Annotated in this window: 13 protein-coding genes and 5 tRNA genes; 4 read left to right on the forward strand and 14 right to left on the reverse strand. The window is 70.8% G+C overall.

Going from position 1 to position 17,169, the window contains the following annotated elements; genetic code table 11:
* Positions 1–545: 545 nt before the first annotated feature.
* Positions 546–2,099 carry a DUF2334 domain-containing protein gene (locus tag AC6JBM_RS32945; RefSeq protein ID WP_497977912.1) on the reverse strand — a complete coding sequence of 518 codons (1,554 nt, stop codon included), beginning with the start codon at positions 2,097–2,099 and terminating at the stop codon, positions 546–548.
* A 408-nt stretch (positions 2,100–2,507) separates the two neighbouring features.
* Between AC6JBM_RS32945 and AC6JBM_RS32950 the strand changes: the two genes are divergently transcribed.
* Both AC6JBM_RS32950 and AC6JBM_RS32955 read left to right on the forward strand, forming a co-directional pair.
* The gene (locus tag AC6JBM_RS32950) at positions 2,508–5,357 is read left to right on the forward strand and encodes a hypothetical protein (protein ID WP_497977913.1); all 2,850 of its coding nucleotides are present in this window, start codon (positions 2,508–2,510) and stop codon (positions 5,355–5,357) included.
* Positions 5,358–5,914: 557 nt separating this feature from the next.
* The gene (locus AC6JBM_RS32955) at positions 5,915–6,811 is read left to right on the forward strand and encodes a glycosyltransferase family 2 protein (RefSeq protein ID WP_497977914.1); all 897 of its coding nucleotides are present in this window, start codon (positions 5,915–5,917) and stop codon (positions 6,809–6,811) included.
* A gap of 431 nt (positions 6,812–7,242) precedes the next feature.
* On the opposite strand, the gene AC6JBM_RS32960 is transcribed toward AC6JBM_RS32955, so the two are convergent.
* The 9 genes from AC6JBM_RS32960 to AC6JBM_RS33000 all read right to left on the reverse strand — a co-directional run bounded on the left by AC6JBM_RS32960 (position 7,243) and on the right by AC6JBM_RS33000 (position 10,558).
* Positions 7,243–7,328: transfer RNA gene (locus AC6JBM_RS32960), tRNA-Ser, on the reverse strand.
* An 18-nt stretch (positions 7,329–7,346) separates the two neighbouring features.
* Positions 7,347–7,431 (reverse strand) — tRNA-Ser (locus AC6JBM_RS32965).
* Between the two features lie 168 nt (positions 7,432–7,599).
* A tRNA-Leu gene (locus tag AC6JBM_RS32970) sits at positions 7,600–7,672 on the reverse strand.
* A 1-nt stretch (position 7,673) separates the two neighbouring features.
* Positions 7,674–7,746: transfer RNA gene (locus AC6JBM_RS32975), tRNA-Ala, on the reverse strand.
* A gap of 56 nt (positions 7,747–7,802) precedes the next feature.
* Positions 7,803–8,246, reverse strand: coding sequence for an HNH endonuclease (locus AC6JBM_RS32980; RefSeq protein WP_350622933.1), 444 nt, complete (start codon positions 8,244–8,246; stop codon positions 7,803–7,805).
* Positions 8,247–8,304: 58 nt separating this feature from the next.
* Positions 8,305–8,377 (reverse strand) — tRNA-Leu (locus AC6JBM_RS32985).
* 288 nt (positions 8,378–8,665) lie between these two features.
* Complete coding sequence (locus tag AC6JBM_RS32990; protein WP_497977915.1) at positions 8,666–9,286, reverse strand: hypothetical protein; 621 nt, start codon at positions 9,284–9,286, stop codon at positions 8,666–8,668.
* An 82-nt stretch (positions 9,287–9,368) separates the two neighbouring features.
* Positions 9,369–9,779, reverse strand: a complete 411-nt coding sequence (locus AC6JBM_RS32995) for a response regulator (protein ID WP_497977916.1) — start codon at positions 9,777–9,779, stop codon at positions 9,369–9,371.
* 59 nt (positions 9,780–9,838) lie between these two features.
* The gene (locus AC6JBM_RS33000; protein WP_497977917.1) at positions 9,839–10,558 is read right to left on the reverse strand and encodes a hypothetical protein; all 720 of its coding nucleotides are present in this window, start codon (positions 10,556–10,558) and stop codon (positions 9,839–9,841) included.
* A 444-nt stretch (positions 10,559–11,002) separates the two neighbouring features.
* Here AC6JBM_RS33000 and AC6JBM_RS33005 point away from each other — a divergent pair, with 444 nt between their 5' ends.
* Positions 11,003–11,968, forward strand: a complete 966-nt coding sequence (locus AC6JBM_RS33005) for a sodium:calcium antiporter (RefSeq protein ID WP_497977918.1) — start codon at positions 11,003–11,005, stop codon at positions 11,966–11,968.
* Between the two features lie 35 nt (positions 11,969–12,003).
* Positions 12,004–12,390: an STAS domain-containing protein gene (locus AC6JBM_RS33010; protein WP_350622943.1), complete on the forward strand. Its 387-nt coding sequence runs from the start codon at positions 12,004–12,006 to the stop codon at positions 12,388–12,390.
* On the opposite strand, the gene AC6JBM_RS33015 is transcribed toward AC6JBM_RS33010, so the two are convergent.
* The 4 genes from AC6JBM_RS33015 to AC6JBM_RS33030 all read right to left on the reverse strand — a co-directional run bounded on the left by AC6JBM_RS33015 (position 12,387) and on the right by AC6JBM_RS33030 (position 17,147).
* Entirely contained in the window at positions 12,387–13,076 is a 690-nt protein-coding gene (locus tag AC6JBM_RS33015) for a hypothetical protein (protein WP_497977919.1), read from the reverse strand. The two genes, AC6JBM_RS33010 and AC6JBM_RS33015, sit on opposite strands and share 4 nt — an antisense overlap.
* Positions 13,077–13,543: 467 nt before the next feature.
* Positions 13,544–14,203, reverse strand: coding sequence for a hypothetical protein (locus AC6JBM_RS33020; protein ID WP_497977920.1), 660 nt, complete (start codon positions 14,201–14,203; stop codon positions 13,544–13,546).
* 125 nt (positions 14,204–14,328) lie between these two features.
* Positions 14,329–15,612 (reverse strand): citrate synthase, encoded by a 1,284-nt coding sequence (locus AC6JBM_RS33025; protein WP_497977921.1) that lies wholly within the window; start codon positions 15,610–15,612, stop codon positions 14,329–14,331.
* Positions 15,613–15,848: 236 nt separating this feature from the next.
* Positions 15,849–17,147: a hypothetical protein gene (locus AC6JBM_RS33030; protein ID WP_497977922.1), complete on the reverse strand. Its 1,299-nt coding sequence runs from the start codon at positions 17,145–17,147 to the stop codon at positions 15,849–15,851.
* Positions 17,148–17,169 lie beyond the last annotated feature (22 nt).

A 17,169-nucleotide genomic window follows, 5' to 3' on the forward strand; every position in this document is an offset into this window, starting at 1 on the left:
GTGCGGCATTCTGGGGCCGGGGCCGCTTCCGGCGGGCTCGCGGTAGCCGGGCTACCTGCGGCTGCGGTTTCGTCGCTGCGGGGTGCGGTGGATGTCGCAGGAGATGTGCTGGATGAGACCGGTGGACGCTCCGCCGCGCGAGTGGGGTGCGGCCCGGTGTTGACCGCTCGGCGCGCGGGCGTTGTCGGATGCGTTCGGCGTTGTCCAGCGCGAGAGCCGCGTGCAGGGGATAGCGGTCGGTCGCGCGCGGAGACCGGCCCGCGGGAGGCGGGGTCGAACGGGGTTGCCGTGGTCGAGTGCTCGGGCCGGCCTGCGGGGGAGGCGGCGCCGAACGGGGTGCCCGGGCGGGTGGCTTCGCGCGGGAGACCGGGTTCCGTGGCGAGGCGGGTTGCGCGGAAGAAGGGTGGGGACTGTCGGAAGGCGACGGTCGACCGTGTTCAAGAGGCCGCCGGCGGGCTGAAGTGCTCAAACGTTCAACCAGAAAACCACGGTTGTCAGTTAAGACTGAAAGACTGGAGGGGTTCCAGTCTTCGGATGGCGGTGGTTCACAGGAGGGACGGGGCCGACACGAACGTGTACCCCATCTGCTGCATGCCCTCGATCAACTCCGGGAGGTACTGCAGGCCCAGAAACGGGTGGTAGAAGAAGCTCGCCACGTTGTCGTGCACCACGAGCTGGCGCCGGGCCGAGGCGAGCAGATCCGGGGCCAGGCGGACGCCGTGCTGGTTAAATCTTTGTGTTGCAACGTTTCCAAGTGTTTCCGGGATGACCGGCGTTCCGTATGCGTCTTTTACGAGGTATGGGAAGTATTGGCTCACGGAGCGTGTACCACTGCCGCCGAGAATGCCGTTGAAGTACAGGACCTGCTCGTAGCGGGCGCGGATTCCCGGGGCCGAGGCGATCGCGCGATAGTCGGTCTCGCTGGCCGTGTAGTGCGGAAACTCCCAGATGTCCGGGGGCGTCAGGCCCGCCTTCGCCCACTCCTGGCGGGCCGCGTCCAGGCGCCCTAGCGCCCAGGCCGCGGAGTCGCCCGGCACCGGGCCGTCGAGGACCACGGTGCCCGCGGCGTCCACGTGGGCGCGGTAGAACTCGTAATCCTCGGCGCTCACACCGTACGGATTCGGGGCGCCGGCGAATCCGTGCGTATATCCGTGCATGATCAGGGTGCCGCCCTGTTGCTGCATGTACCGCAGCGCCGCCACGACCTGCGGGGATCCGCTCAGCGTCTTGTGCACGGGCACGCCGCCGGAATAGATGCCCGCGGCGTCGTCGTAAACGGGGAAAACCGCCACGGCGAACGGCGCATTACGAGAATGCAGATAATCCGCGATCTGGCGCAGTTGTGCGGGGTCGGAGTGGGGGCCGACGTCCTCGATGCGCACCAGGGCCCGGTGCCGCTCGGGCGTCTTCGGGGCCAGCAGGTCGCACAGCAGGTCCGCGAGCACGAGGTACCGGTCGTCGAAGCTGACGTATGTGAAGGGGACCTCGGCCACGTACGTCACGCCGCCGACGCGCACCGCCCAGGGCCGCGACGTGCCGTCCGGCATCTCGGCCTCGGCCAGCGTCGTGGAGTACACACCCTGGGAGAGCACGGCGTGGACCAGGCCGCCGGCGTTGGCGTTGCGGGTCAGCTCGGTGCCGCGGTACCGGATCCCGGTCGGAACGGCATCGTCGATCGTCGCTGTCTGAAAGCCGATTCCGGGGTACTTCCCGATCAGCTGCCACAGGTTCCCCCCGAGCCACAGCACGCGCGCGCCCGCGGCCACGTCGGCGAGGAAGGCGGCGGGCAAGGGCTCGTCATACGTCGATCCGATATAGATCGTCAGCAGGTACTTCTGTGCCGTTCCCGACGTGTACTTCGTCACTGGCACGGCCTGCCAAGCACCGAAGTGCGAGGCCAGATTCCCAGCTTGGACCGCATACAACTCGCCCAGCGAGCCGTATTGCCCGCCCGTGTCATACAGGACGAGCACCCCGCTCTGCGGGTATGCAGGAGAGCGGCCCGGTGACGGCCCCGCCCCGGAAGTACCGATTGGAGAGGTTTTGCAGGCGCTCAGCGATGACGCGGCGACGACGACCAGCGCGATCCCGATGACCATGACGGCCAGGCGCCGGACGGGCCCGAAGGTGACAGCCAGTATTCGGCGGACTGCGGCTCGAAGCATGAGCAACTCTCCGGAGAAGTCGCCACCAAGCCTAGCAAATCGGGCGCAATCCCCCCGCCGGTTGGCGTTTCTCGGCACATCCGCCGACAAACGAGATGGTTGCGTCCGTCACTCAGCGCGGTACGATCCGGCAGAGCCGCCCTGCGGTGATCGGTGTGGAACCCCCTCCGCATCGCACCGCTCGTGGCACACCCGACGGAGGGCGATCTTGTTTTCTCGCTGCCCGCTTGCAGCCAGCACACCGGACGAGCCGGGCCGTACGCGGCCAGGCGCCGGGACGGTGGTGCCGCAGCCGGCAGCCGCCTTCCATGGGGCACGGCTCCATAGCTCTGAGAGGTCCGCATGAGCACGGCGATGCAGGTGCGGCTGCGTCACTGGCCCGGGATGAAGGTGTCCTGGCTCGGTGCCGGTGCGGTCGTCCACTCCGGTGAGGAGCCCAGCCCGGGCTCAGCGACCCTGGTCGTCTCGCCACACGGGTCCACCGAATGCGCGGTGGTGATCAGCTCCCACACGGTGAAGCTGCAGCCGGCGATGATCGAGGAGCTGGCCGAGGTCCTCGCCAACGGCCTGCCCCGCGGGTTCACCGCGATGCGCTTCGTCGCCTGGGACGGCGCCTGCGCCACCAACGAGCGCCCCGCCGCCGCGCACATGATCGCGATGCGGCTCGGCATCGACGTCATCGCCGCGGCCGGCCCGCTGCTGGGCGTCCCCGGCGGCTCGCTCTTCGCCCCCGTCGGGCGCGGCGAGCAGCGGCCCGGCGGCTTCTGGCGCTTCCGCACCGGCGCGCCCGCGGTCCGGGTCGGCTGGCGCTTCCCCGCCCCGGCGTGGGAGTCGGAGCTGTGCGCCGAGATCCCGGAGCTGCCCGGCGACCTCGTGCTCGACCAGATCCCGGCCGGCCTGTGGCTGCACCGCCGCCGCGTCGGCAGCGTGACGGACCTGGCCTACTCGGTGCCGACCGACCACGAGAACCCGGCGATGATCCTCGGGCACCCCGGCGACGAGCCGCTGCACCGTGAGGAGCTCGCCCAGGCGGTCTCGGCCGTGCCCACGCTCGCCGCGGACCGGTGCGTCTTCACGCCGTACGGGCAGGACCCGATCGCCGAGGGCCCGGTGGGTCCGGTCGTCGCCGACGTGCTCGGCCGGGCCGTGCACGTGCGCACCGGCCTGCCGCTGTGCGCGCCGGCCGGCCAGCGCGCCGTCGTCACCATCGACAACAAGGGCCTCCCCCGCTGGCGTACCTTCGCCCGCGAGCTGTGGCACGCCCCCCGCACCGCCGCCCCACGCCCGGTCGACTGGATCAACCCGTGCCCGGACGTCCTCGACGCCCCGGCCGGGCAGGCCACCTTCTCGCTCGGCTCCGGCTGGGTGCTCGAGGTCGTCCAGGCGGGCCTGTGGCTGCGCCCGGAGCACCTCAACGACCCGGCCGACTGGGTCCGTCAGCTTCCGGTGGACGTGAACCGCTGCGCCGTGATCGTCGGGGCGCCCAACGCCGCCGAGATCCCCCCGCCCGCGCACACGATCGCCGAGATCCTCGAGAAGCTCCCGATCGACGCGCGCAAGCGGGCGTACATCGCGGTGCCGCGCGCCGCCGCCCCCAACGTGTTCATCCTGGCGACCGGGCTGCTCGAGTCGCTGCCCGAGCCGGGCGAGGTCGAACTGGTCTCGCCGTCCACGCCGAGCACCAGCGGCTCGTTCCCGACCGTCACGCCGGACGCGCCGAGGCACGGCACCGGCCGCCACGGCGACGCGAACGGCCCGTTCCTCGTCGACGGCCGGCCCGCCAACGGCCACCCGTCCGGCGCGCATCCGACGGTCCCCCGCTCGGCCGCGCACGAGCGCTCGCCCGAGCAGGACTTCGAGCGTGGGTACTCCCCCCGCACCGGCTCGTTCCCGGCAGTCGACGGCGGCTCCCGGACCGGCTCGTTCGCGGCCGACGGCGGTTCTCGCACCGGCTCGTTCCCGCCGGTCGACGGCTCCCGCACCGGCTCGTTCCCGCCGGTCGACGGCGGCTCCCGCACCGGCTCGTTCCCGCCGGTCGACGGTTCTCGCACCGGTTCGTTCCCCGCCTACCCGGCGGCCGACGCCGAGCGCGGCTCGCGGACCGGCTCGTTCCCGGCCTTCCCGCCGGCCGACGCGCCGACGACTTCGTTCGACGCGCCGCGGATGCCGCGCAACGGCTCCTCCCCGGCGACGGGCGCGTTCCCGGCCGTGCCCGAGTCACCGACCGGCTCGTTCGCGCCGCTGTCGCCGAATGGTTCGCAGCGCCCCGGGCGTCCCAATGGGTACCAGTCCGAGCCTCCGATGCCGCAGCCCCGCCAGCGGCCCGGCGACACGACGGGCTCGTTCCCGGCGGCCGCGTTCCGCAACGGCAGCCCGGAGACGACCGCGCCGATGGTGCCGATCGTGCCGGGCCCGGGCGCTCCTTCGCCCGTGAACGGCCATGGTCCTGTCAATGGCCACGGCCCCGTCAACGGCCACGGCCCCGTCAACGGCCATGGACCTGTCAACGGGCACGGTTCCGGTCCCGTCAACGGCCACGGTCCTGCTAACGGCCACGGGCCCGGTCCCGTCAACGGCCACGGGCCTGTCAACGGGCACGGCCACAACGGAGTCAACGGCCACGGGCCGGGCAGCGTTTACGGCGCCGCTCCGCAGGGTCCGAACGGGTTCAACGGCGCCGGGCAGCCGCACAACGGCTTCAACGGCGGCGCGCCCGCGATGAACGGGCACGCGCCGATGCACCCCGACCTGCACGTCGCTCCCCCGCGGGCGTTCCACCGCGAGGACCAGCCGCTGCACCCCTCCGGGCCGGGCGCGCCGCACGGGTACAGCTTCGACGCCCCCGACTACGACGAGCACCACTTCGATCCGGTCACGCCGCCGACGCGGCACCACGAGGACCCGACCGGGCGCATGCCGGCCCAGCGGGCGCCGATGGCGGACGAGAGCGAGTCGGACGACTCGGCCTCGACGACCACCGGGCGGGAGATCCGCTCGCACAACAAGAAGGGCAAGACCGTCCGGGCGGACGACAAGACGAGCACGCAGGAGCTGGACCGGCTCCTCGGGTTCTTCGACGAGATCCGCCGTGCGAAGGCGTGGGACGAAGACCCGAGCTCCCCGGATCAGCAGGCCGCCAAGCGCGCCGCGGCGGGCCAACCCCCGGCCGGTCCGCGGCGGGCCCGACACTGATCTAGACGCACTGAGCCGGCCCGTCCGTTGTCACGGACGGGCCGGATTTTTTGCCGCGTCCTCATCGATGGCGCCGCTGCCCACGAGCACCAGGTCGTTCACCCCATGCACGTGTGCACGCCTCGCGTGATGCGATCGTCCGGCTGCGCGCGTATGTGCATGACCCGCGCAAAGCGAACGCTCGACCGCGCAGCCACACGACACCGCGCGAAGCGAACATCCACTGCGCGCGTGTATGCACGACCCGCGCAACGCGAACGTCCTGCCGCGCGTCCGCTCGACCTGCGCGGTGCGAACGTCCGACAGCGCGCGTATGTGCACGACCCGCGCAACGCGAACATCCTGCCGCCCATCCGCTCGACCTGCGCGGTGCAAACGTCCGACAGCGCGCGTATGTGCACGACCCGCGCGAAGCGAACGTCCGGCTGTGCGCGGGCGTGTGACCTGCGCGGTGCGGTCGTTTGGCTGCGCGTGTGTGGGCGGCTCGCGCGTCGGGGGTGAGCGGGTGCGCGGATGTGAGTGCGCGGTCGTGCAGTTCGGGTCGTTAGGATCGCACGGTGCTCGACATCATGCTGCCGCACTACGGTGAGCTGCCCTTGCTCAAGATCGCCGTGGAGAGTGTCCTCGCGCAGACTGATGAGCGGTGGCGGCTCACCGTGTTCGACGACAATCCGGCCGAGCGGGTGACCGGGGTGCCCGAGTACTTCGCGGGGCTGGACGATCCGCGCGTGCGGTACGAGCGGAATCCGCGGAACCTGGGCATCACCCGGAACTTCCAGCAGTGTGTGGACCGGGCCGAGGCGCCGTTCATGGTCATGATGGGCTGCGACGACGTCATGCTGCCGGGGTATGTCGCGCGCGTTCACGCACTGATCGAGCAGTATCCGGACGCGGTGCTCGTGCAGCCGGGCGTCGAGGTCATCGGGGCCGACGGGGCCGTGGTGCGCACGCTGGCGGACACGACGAAGCGGAAGGTGTACGCGCCGAAGATCGACGGCACCGTGCACATGGCCGGCGAGGAGCTCGCGGTGAGTCTCCTGCGCGGGAACTGGCTCTATTTTCCGTCGCTGGCCTGGCGCACGAGTGAGGTGCAGGCGGTCGGGTTCGACCTCGAGCTCAAGGTGATCCAGGATCTCAAGCTCATCCTGGCGCTGGTGAGCCGCGGCGGGTCGCTGGTGGCCGACTCCGAGGTGGTGTTCCAGTACCGGCGGCACAACGAGAGCCTGTCCGCCTCCTCGGCCGTGACCGGCGGGCGCTTCAGCGAGGCTCGGGCGTTCTTCCTCTCGGCGGCGAAGGACATGGACGCGCACGGGTGGCCGCGGGCCGGGAAGGCCGCGCGGTGGCACCTGTCCTCGCGCATCCACGCGCTCACGATGCTGCCCGCCGCGGCCAAGCAGCGCAGTGCGGGAAGTGTGCGGGTCCTGACGAGGTACGCGTTCGGCAAGCCACGCTGATGCAAGGGCGCGCGGGGCGGTCGGCCTAGGGCCTGGTTTCGCGCGGGGATCGGCCTGGGGCCTGGTTTCGCGCGGGCCGATCGGCCCGGGGCCTGGTTTCGCGCGGAGCGATCGGCCTGGGGGCCTGGTTTCGCGCGGGCCGATCGGCCTGGGGGCCTGGTTTCGCGCGGGCCGATCGGCCTGGAGGCCTGGTTTCGCGCGGCGGCGACGTTGGCTGCGCGGACGTGTCCGGATTCCCGGGACTCGTTCGTCGTGTTCTCGAGACGACAAAAGAGGTCGTACTCGGGAGACGACGAAGGAGTACTGCGATGTTGCCGGTGTGGCAGGAGATGGCCGTGAATGCCTCCGCGCGTGCCGAGGCCGATGCGAACCTCGGCCGCCTCGCGAAAAGCGCTCTGCGGGCCCTTCGAGGGCTCCGCACAGCGATCCTGCGGGAAGGGTGGGAGTCGAACCCACACGGGCGTGAACCCAACGCCGTTTTCGAGACGGGTGCCGGCACCAATCGGCTGGCCTTCCCAGATGGGGTGCGGTACAGCGGAAAGTGAGGGGATCGAACCCCCGCGGGGTCGCCCCCGTCGACGGCTTAGCAAGCCGCAGCCTTACCTCTCGGCCAACCTTCCAAGACGCCGCACCGGCCGAGGCCGGAGCGACGAACACACCGAACCGGCCGAGGCGACGAACACGCCGGACCGGCCGAGGCCGCGGCGACGAACACGCCGGACCGGCCGGGACCGGTGCGACGAAGACGCCGAACCGGCCGGGGGCGGGGGCGACGATGACGTGCGAAGTACCCGGAAGAGGATTCGAACCTCCAACCTTCTGGCCCTGAACCAGACGCCTCTTCCGTTGGGCTATCCGGGCGTGGACCCGACCGGACTCGAACCGGTCGCCTCCGCTTTGCAAGAGCGGCGCTCTTCCTGATGAGCTACGAGCCCTGGAGGCCCCGGCAGGGCCGGCGGTAGCGAAGGAGCCGACCCGCCGGGGCCATCGGTCAGCGCTGGACGAGCGCGTGCCACGTCGGGATCGACGGCCTCACGCGCAGCACCATGCCCGCTTCGGCGGGGGTGCGATCGCCCTTGCGCTGGTTGCAGGCCGTGCAGGCCGCAACGGTGTTCTTCCAGGTGTTCCGGCCGCCGCGCGAGCGGGGCTGGATGTGGTCGATGGTCGTCGCCTCGGTGCCGCAGTAGCCGCAGCGGCGGCCGTCGCGGGCGTGGACGCCGGCGCGGGACCAGGCCGGCCCGCCGGCGAAGCGCCACCGGGTGACGACGTAGGACACGAGCCGCACGACCCGCGGGAGCGGGTAGACCCCGATCAACCGGTCCGGCTCCGCCTCGTGGACGACGGCCACCTCACGCAGGAGCATGCGGATGGCGTGGCGGAGTGAGACCCGGTGCAGGGGTCCGAGGTCGGCGTTGAGAACGAGAACCGCGGTCACCGGGCCTCCTCCCTTCATCTGCACTGCGAAACCGACTACCGAACCAAACGATCGTGCGTACCGCGAGCGGGATTCGAACCCGCACCGATCCCCTTTTGAGGGGGACGCCTCTGCCGTTGGGCTATCACGGCATTAATTCATTATAGTCAATGTAAAATGGTGCGAAAAAACCGCCCGGCAGCAGCTCGGGCGGTTGGTGTGACGCGAGGTCGAACCTCTAGTCAGACCACCTGCCCGTGCTCGTCGACAAGGCGCTGAGCAGCGATGACCGGCCGCCGGCGGACAGCCACACGGCGGCACTGGTCGCGCTGGGCGCTTCCAGTCGCAGCTCGCGGTGCCCGTTCATCGTCCGATCCCCTCCGCTCGTTGTCGCCTTGACGTATTCAAAGATAGGCTCGCCGCCGCACCGGCGCAAGAGATTAAATAGCGGCGGTGTAATGCGCGAGGTACAGGTTCATCTCGTCGGTGGACTCGTCGCCCTCGTTGACGCTGAACCACAGCGAGTTCTCCAGCCAGAACCGGTGGATGAACTGCTCGAAGGAGTCGGCCACGTTGACCATGTTGGCGATGAGGGTCTCGCGGTCGACGTCCTCGAGGCCGACGATCTCCAGCAGCCACGGCGAGGCGATCACGAACGGCTCGGCGCCGGGGCGCAGGTAGAGGTACCAGATGACGGCATCCTGCTGATCACGCAGGAACCGCACGAGCTGGGCGGAGGGCTCCACCGGGCTCGGGACCGGGCGCGGGGCCAGGTCGAAGTCGCAGCCGGTGCAGGACGGGATGGCGTCCATCAGCACCTGGCTGCCCATGAACCGGGCGAACGGCACCGGCAGCTCGATGTGCTCGGCGAGGGCGGCGACCTCCATGGCCCGCAGCGGGTCGTGCGGGGCGTCGGGGACCAGCCAGGAGAAGGTGCCGTCGGAGCGTGACTCGTCGACCGCCGGCAGGCTCTCGGTGGAGTAGAGCTCGTAGGTTCCGATGCTCGCCCGGGCGGCGCCCAGGTCCGTGCCCCACCAGCCGTGCGGGAAGTCGATCGTCATGGGTCGCACGGTAGTTCGGCGCGTGGGGTTCTTCCGTCGCCTATCGGACCCAGTGTCGTGCCTTTCCTGAGAACCTCGCAGATCAGGCGGTCACCGCGGGCTCGGGGCCGGCCAGCGGTACGAGTCCCAGGTACGTGAGCTTGTCGACGATCGCCTCGGCGGTGAACGGCTTGATCACGTATTCGTGCGCCCCGGCGGCCAGGGCCCGCACGATCTGGCCGTGCTCGCTCTCGGTGGTGACCATCATGAGCGTCATCTGGCGCAGGTGCTTCTGCTTGCGTACCGCCATGACGAACTCCAGGCCGTTCATCTCCGGCATGTTCCAGTCGATGAGCGCGAGCGCCGGCTTGAGGTCGTCGTCCCAGATCGCGTCGAGCGCTTCCTTGCCGTTCGTGGCCTCCCGCACCTGGAAGCCGAGGGGCAGCAGGATCCGTTTCAGGATGCCTCTCATCGCGCGCGAGTCGTCGATGACCATGGCGAGCGTGTTGTCCATGCAGGCTCCTCCTCCGGGTGCATGATCGGCACCGGCCGGAGGCACCTGAGCAATACCAGCTAGGGAGCCTTGCTGGTGCGTTTGAGCTGGATTGTGCTGATCTGGTTGGTGAGGCTCATGGCCACGGCGCCGCAGTTGACCTGCATCGGCCGGGGGACGCGGGCCTCGAGCTTGCCCTTGTAGTCGACGTGGCCGTTGCGGATGAAGGTCTCGGTGCCGTCGGGGCGCGGCGAGGAGTAGGTGACCGTCCGGCCGTCGAACTTGAACTGGTAGGAGATGAAGCCCTCGAAGATGTACTCGAACTGGGTCGAGCCGTTGCTGCCGCGCAGGTGCATGCCGTCGCCGTAGTCGATCACGACCCGGCCGCTCTCGTTGTAGCGGTGGTAGGCCCCGTTCCCCGTGAACTGGAACGTGCCCGTGTTGATCACCGTGACCTGCTCGGTGTGCTGCTCCTCGAGGAACACGCCCCAGATGCACGGTACGGCGGTCGCGCTCGGGGCCGCGCTGCCGGAGGCGGAGCCGCTCGGGCCGGGGAGCCCGCCGAGCGCGCCGGTGGGCTCGGGGGTCGGCTCGTCCTCGGTCGCGGCGGCGCTCGGGGCCGCGACGGGGTTTTCGCCGCCGGTCAGGCCCTGGTCCGCGGGCTTCTCGTCGCCGCCGGCGACCGCGTAGACGATCACGCCCCCGACGAGCAGCAGCGCGACGATGCCGAAGATGATGCCGGGGATCAATAGCGGGTTGCGCGAACGCGGCGGGGCCGGCGGCGGCGGATAGAACGGCATCGGCGCCGGAGCCGGTGGCTGACCGTAGCCCGGGCCGTAGCCGGGGGGCTGGACCGGCGGTGCGGCAGCGGGAGTGGGAACGGAACTCGGAGCGGGAGGCGGGGTTTGACCGCGGTGCAACTTGCAGCCGACACAGAAGCCGCCCGAGTCGACGCCCTCGGCCCCGCAACGTGGACAACGCACCTGATCACTCCCTCCGCCGGGAACACAATCTACCCTGGCGGTCCAAAGTGGAGGCAGTCCGCAAAGCTCCGGAAAAATGGTGAGACCGGCATCCACGGGGGAAGACGCCGGTCTCGTTGAAAACTGTAGAACGCGGCGCGCCTTTGCGCCAGCGGTGGAAGCTGTCAATCCGCCGGAACCGGTTTCGGATTTTCACCCGGTCCAGCGCGGCGCTCCCGGACCGGTATGGTGTCGTGCCAGGCGCGGTGGTGGAGGAGGCGGATGTCGACCCTGTTCGTGGCCGGGCTCGGCATCGTGGGCCTGGCGCTGCTCACCGTGGGCGCCGACCAGCTCGTCGTGGGCGCGGGCCGGCTCGCGACGGTGCTGCGGGTCGCGCCGGTGGTCATCGGGGTCGTGGTGATCGGGCTGGGCACGAGCGCGCCGGAGTTCGTGGTCTCGGGCACGGCCGCGGTGCGGGGCAACGCCGGGCTGGCGCTGGGCAACCTGGTCGGGTCGAACATCCTCAACGTGACGCTGATCCTGGGCATGGTCGCGGTGGTCTCGCCGGTGCTGGTGCGCTCGTCGGTGCCGGTGCGCGAGGCGCCGCTCATGGCCGCCGGGGTCACCATCTTCGGGGCGTTCGCGCTGGTCGGGTTGAAGTTCGTGGCCGGTGTACTGCTGGCCGTGCTCAGCCTCGGAGCGCTCTGGCTGCTGGTGCGGCTGTCGCGGGTACCGCCGGATGATCCCCTGCCCGATGACGTGGCCGCGTTCGTGGAGCCGCCGCCCGCCCCGGGCCGGTGGTGGGTCGAGGCGACGCGCTGCGCGGTGGGCCTGGCCGCGACCCTGGGCGGCGCGCAGCTGCTGGTCACCAACGCCTCCACGCTCGCGCACCGCTGGGGCGTCAGCGACACGGTGGTCGGCTTCACGATCGTGGCCCTCGGCACGTCGCTGCCGGAGCTGATGACGTCGGTGCAGGCGCAGCGGCGGGGCTGGGGCGACCTGATGGTCGGCAACCTGCTCGGCTCGAACCTGTTCAACAGCCTGGTCGGCGGGGCGGTCGTCGGGATCGCGGCCGGCCGGCAGACGATCGCGCCGTTCGGGTTCCTGGCGGTGACCGCGATGGTCGTGGCCGGGGTCCTCGCGTGGCTGCTGCTCAAGCGGGGCAATCGCATCACCCGGCCGGAGGCTTGCGTGCTGCTGTGCGCGTACGCGTTGATGCTCCCGCTGTTGATCTCCGCCAGCGCGTGACGTTTCCAGTTCCGCACGCTGGGTACGCGGTTTGAATGGGCGATGCGATGGTCCGGACGCACCAGTCCGGTGAGGTACCAGGCGGCACGGTCGTGGTGGAGGTGCTCGGCCCGCTCGAGGCGGCCACCGTGGGCGCGCTGCGCTCCGTGGTGCTGGATGCCGTGGCGGCGTACCGGCCCCGGCTGCTCGCGATCGACCTGCGCCGGGTGCCGTTCATGGACTCGATCGGCATCGGCGCGCTGGTCGCGGCGAACAACAAGGTGCGTGAGGTCGGCGGCAGCATCGAGGTGCGCAGCCCGTCACCGTTCGTGCACCGGCTCCTGCAGATCACCGGGCTGACCGAGCTGTTCGGCCTGCCCGACCTGCCCGATGACGCCCCCGTGTCGGGCGCGCCCGTCGAGCTCGGACGGGACCCGCGCTAGAAACGGTCGACCGTGATGGTGGACACGCCACCGGCGGCGTCCACGTCGTAGCGGTCCGTGGCGGTGTCCCAGCCGCCGGAGCCGAACGCGGTCCCGGCGGCGATCCCGGTGTGCTCGTCGCCGTCGATGGCGACCCGCCCAGCACCCCCACCGGCCCTGACCCGCACCGGCACCGAGCCGGGTGCGTGGACGCGCACGGCGCTCGCCCCGCCGTCGACGCGGACCGGGACGGTGCCGGCCGGCGCGGGCAGCGTGAGGTCGATGGCGGAGACGCCGCCGACGTACTCGACGCTCGCCAAATGGCGCAGGTCCCGCAGGTCGGCCGCGTTGCTCTGGCTGCCGCCGGTGAAGCGGACGTCCCAGCGCACGTCCCGGTTGAGGCGGATCGTGACGGTGGCGTCGCCGCCGGTGAGGTGGACCTCGACGCGGTCGCGGGTGTCGTTGACCGCCGGGTGCTGGGCGCTGTCGACGCGGAACAGCGTGTCGCCGAGGTCGGCGGCCTGGACGGTGACCGAGGCGGCGCCGGTGACGAGGTCGAGGGTGGCGTGGTCGCGGCCGTCGACGGCGCCGGTGACGGTGTTCGCCGCCTCGCCCGCGCGCTCGCCGGTCGACCGGGACCGGACGGCCACCGCGACGGCGGCGATCACGATCAGCGCGACGATGACGAGGGCGCCGATGAGGTACACCGTGCGAGGCGGCGGCCCCGCGGGCGCGGCGGAATGCTCAATCGGTCGCATATCGACGGTTGCCATGCCGTTCTGGTGTCCCGGCGAATCGCGGGGCAAACCCTCGGCGCGCAAACCCGGGCGCGAACTCGAGCGCGAAAACCAAGACCGGGGCCGCCGCCACGGGGGAAGCGGCGGCCCCGGCTGTCCTTGGGTTGCAGGAAATGTACTCCCCCGACCCGGCTCTGCACAGCCCCCAAACCGTGCCGTCTTCCCGACCGTCCAATGTGGATCAGGAACGCGCATCCGTTGCGCCGCCAGGGATTCTCCGACGGAAGATTAATAAGGGTTCTTGACCATTGCCGGGCAGCACGCATTCACCGGCGGCGATCATCGCGAGAGCAACCGCGCGGGCTGCCTAGAAGCGCTCCCAGCAATCGACCGACGACAATTCGACGGCCGTCGCGCTGAGCCGGGGCGGCCGCGACTCAGGTCAGCTGGGCGGCCCGGCGCCCGGCCTCGGCCGGGGTCAGCAGCTCCCCGTCGAGGACGACGGCCCAGAAGGCGTCGAGCGGGATGCGCTCGAACAGCGGCGAGCCCAGGCCCTCGAAGACGTCCTCGGGCACCAGCTTCAGCGAGGTCGTCACCACGATCGTGGGAATGCGGCGGGCCAGCTCCAGGGTGCCCTTGATGTTGAGCACGCGGGTGGGGCTGATCGCGTCGGCGCCGGCCAGGCCCGTGACGGGCTCCAGGCCCTCGGTGCCCGGCGCGTCGACGGTGCCGGCGGGCAGGGCGGCGACGACGGCCTTGACCAGGGCGCTGCTCGGGGCCGTACGGACCCAGCCGCCACGCTGCTCGAGGACCCTCGTCGCGATCGCGACCGAGCGGGCGACGTCGTGGTCGAGCTGCTCGCGGATCGCGCGCAGGGCCGGGCCCGGGTCGGCGTCGTTGGCCGCCCGGGCGATGTGCCACATCGAGGCGTACCCGGGCAGCAGCCCCGGCAGCGGCGCCACCATCGCGCGCAGGGTCGCCGGATCGTCCACGAACTCGGCGAGCCCGTCGAGGACCTGCCGGGCCACCCCGGTGGCCCCCGACGTTCGGTCCTGCACTGCCGCGGTCAGTAGCGGCGACAACGTTGGCGCGCTCATGCTGGCTCCGTATGCTCACTCGTCCAAAACGGACATCGACCCCAGACAGACCCATGTATGAGACAGCCGGGGTCGATCTCCGTCAAGTAGACAAACGAGCAAGAACCACTTGGCGCAGCGGGTCTTTACCGTGCGGCAATCGGCGTGTAATCGCGGGCGCCGTAGCCGGTGTAGACCTGCCGCGGGCGACCGATCTTGGTCTCCGGGTCGTTGATCATCTCGCGCCACTGGGCGATCCAGCCGGGCAGGCGGCCGAGCGCGAACAGCACCGTGAACATCGTCGTCGGGAAGCCCATGGCCTTGTAGATCAGGCCGGTGTAGAAGTCGACGTTCGGGTACAGCTTGCGCGAGACGAAGAAGTCGTCGGCCAGCGCGATCTCCTCGAGCTGCATGGCCAGGTCGAGCAGCGGGTCGGGCGCCGCCATCCGGCCGAGGACCTCCTGGGCCGCCTTCTTGACCAGCGCCGCGCGGGGGTCGTAGTTCTTGTAGACCCGGTGGCCGAAGCCCATGAGGCGGACGCCCGCCTCCTTGTTCTTGACCTTGCGGACGAACGACTGGATGTCGCCGCCGTCGGCGTGGATGTCCTGCAGCATCTCCAGCACGGCCTGGTTGGCCCCGCCGTGCAGCGGGCCGAAGAGCGCGTTGACGCCGGCCGAGACCGAGGCGAAGAGGTTGGCCTGGCTGGAGCCGACGAGGCGCACCGTGGAGGTGGAGCAGTTCTGCTCGTGGTCGGCGTGCAGCAGCAGGAGCATGTCGAGGACCTTGACCGCGACCGGGTCGATCTCGTACGGCGTGGACGGGACGCCGAACGTCATGCGCAGGAAGTTCTCGACGTAGCCCAGCGAGTTGTCCGGGTAGAGCATGGGCTGGCCGATGGCCTTCTTGTACGCGTACGACGCGATCGTCGGCACCTTGGCCATGAGCCGGATGGTGGAGATCTCCACCTGCTCCTTGTCGAACGGGTTCAGGCTGTCCTGGTAGAACGTGGACAGCGCGCTGACCGCGGAGGACAGCACCGCCATCGGGTGCGCGTCGCGCGGGAAGCCGTCGAAGAAGCGGCGCATCTCCTCGTGCAGCAGCGTGTGGTGCTGGATGCGGTCCGTGAACTCCGCGAGCTGGGTGGCGCTCGGCAGTTCGCCGTGGATGAGCAGGTAGGAGCTCTCCAGGAAGGTGGAACCCTCGGCCAGCTGCTCGATCGGGTAGCCGCGGTAGCGCAGGATGCCCTCGTCGCCGTCGATGTACGTGATCGACGAGACGCACGAGGCCGTGTTCACGAAGCCGGTGTCGAGGGTGACCTGGCCGCTGTCCTTGAGCAGCGAGCCGATCTCGAGCCCGCCCGGACCCTCGGTCGCCTTGCGTACCTTGAGCTCGAGCTCGCCGTCGGGGTATGTGATGTTGTACTCACTCATGCGCGTCGTTCCCGTCTCGTCCCGCAGTCCGGCTCCTGGCCGCGGCCGCCATTGCCCGCGACCGGCGCTTATGGCGCCTCCGCGCAGGATTACACGTGAACCCGGCCCACCGTTCGGCGGGGCGTGTCACTGCGATATTTCCTACTCGTGACATCCGGTCGCGCCCGAAAAACCATCGTCGCATCGACCTCGCGGCCGGACCATCTTTCTTCGCCGCGGTTCCTATGGACTTTGCCTCACGCCGCGCCGATCGGCTCGAGCGTCACCGCGTGGATGCGCCGGCCCTCGACCCCGCGTTGCAGGAGCATGTTGCGCATGACGCCGACGGCCAGGGGGCTGCCGCTGAGGTACACGTCGTGCGCGGTCCACTCCCCGAAGTCCACCACCACCTGCGGCAACGAGCCGCTCGTGTACGGGTGCGCGGGCCCGCGGGCCACCACCGCGTGCACGAACGCGTGGGCGCAGCGGGCCGCGTGCTCGCGCAGCGACTCGAGGTCGTAGAGGTCGTCGCGGGTCGACACGCCCCAGAACAGGTGCACGACCCGGTCGTCACCCCGCTGGGCCAGCTCGCTCAGCAAAGCCTTGACCGGGGTGACGTGCACGTCCTCGGCGACGATGAGGACCGCCCCGCCGGCCCCGGCCTCGATCACGAAGTCGCCCTCGGCCCGGTGCAGGCGGATCGGGTCGCCGACCCCGCCGTCGCGCACGAGCGCGCCGGTGGCCCGGTCGCCGGGCAGCGCCTGCACGTGGATCTCGATGTGGTGGTCGGCCGCGGGCGGGTCGCCGATCCAGCAGGCCCGCCAGGCCCCCGGCACCGTGTGGCATTCGACGATCGCGCGCTGGCCGGCGCGGAACGGGTACGGCAGCTCCGTGCCGACCGTGAGCACCGCCACGTCGTCGCGGCGCCGGTCGTGGCCGAGGATCGTGCCGGTCCAGAACGGGGTCTCGCCGTGGTGCAGCTGGGCGCCCTGGCGCAGCCAGCCGACCCCGAAGCGCCAGGCGTCGCGCCAGGCGCCGGCGTCCTCGTCGCTCCAGCGCTCGCCGCGGGTCTCGCGCGCGGCCGCCACCAGCGCGTCGCCGAACAGGTCGAGCTGGCGCGCCCGGGCGCCGATGAGCGCGTCGAGCGCGGGCGCGAGCCGGCCGAGGGCGGGCACCACGGCGCTGGGCTGGTCGAAGTGCTCCAGCAGCCAGACCAGGCCCCGCTCGGCCGCCGCCGGGTCCTGCGCCAGCGCGGTGTGCAGGACGGTGCGCTGCTCGGCCGGGGTCTCGGCGAGCCGGCGCACGATCCCGCTCACGTCGCCGAGGGCGTCGCGCAGGCGGGCCTGCAGCTGCGGCAGATAGCCCTGATCGCCCTGTTTCGGCCCGTCCCACGGTCCGTCTTGTGCGACACTTTGCTGTGGCTCGGGGGATTTGCGCCGTTGCGGCGTTTCGCGCTCTTTCGGCTTTTCGTCCCCTTGTTCGAGCCGCTGTCGCCACGACCACAGCACCGTGAGCGGCTCGCCGCCGTTGCTGCCCACGGGCCCCACCTGCGTCATGGTCCGATTTTATCCGGATAAA

This window comes from Dactylosporangium thailandense, assembly GCF_059739745.1.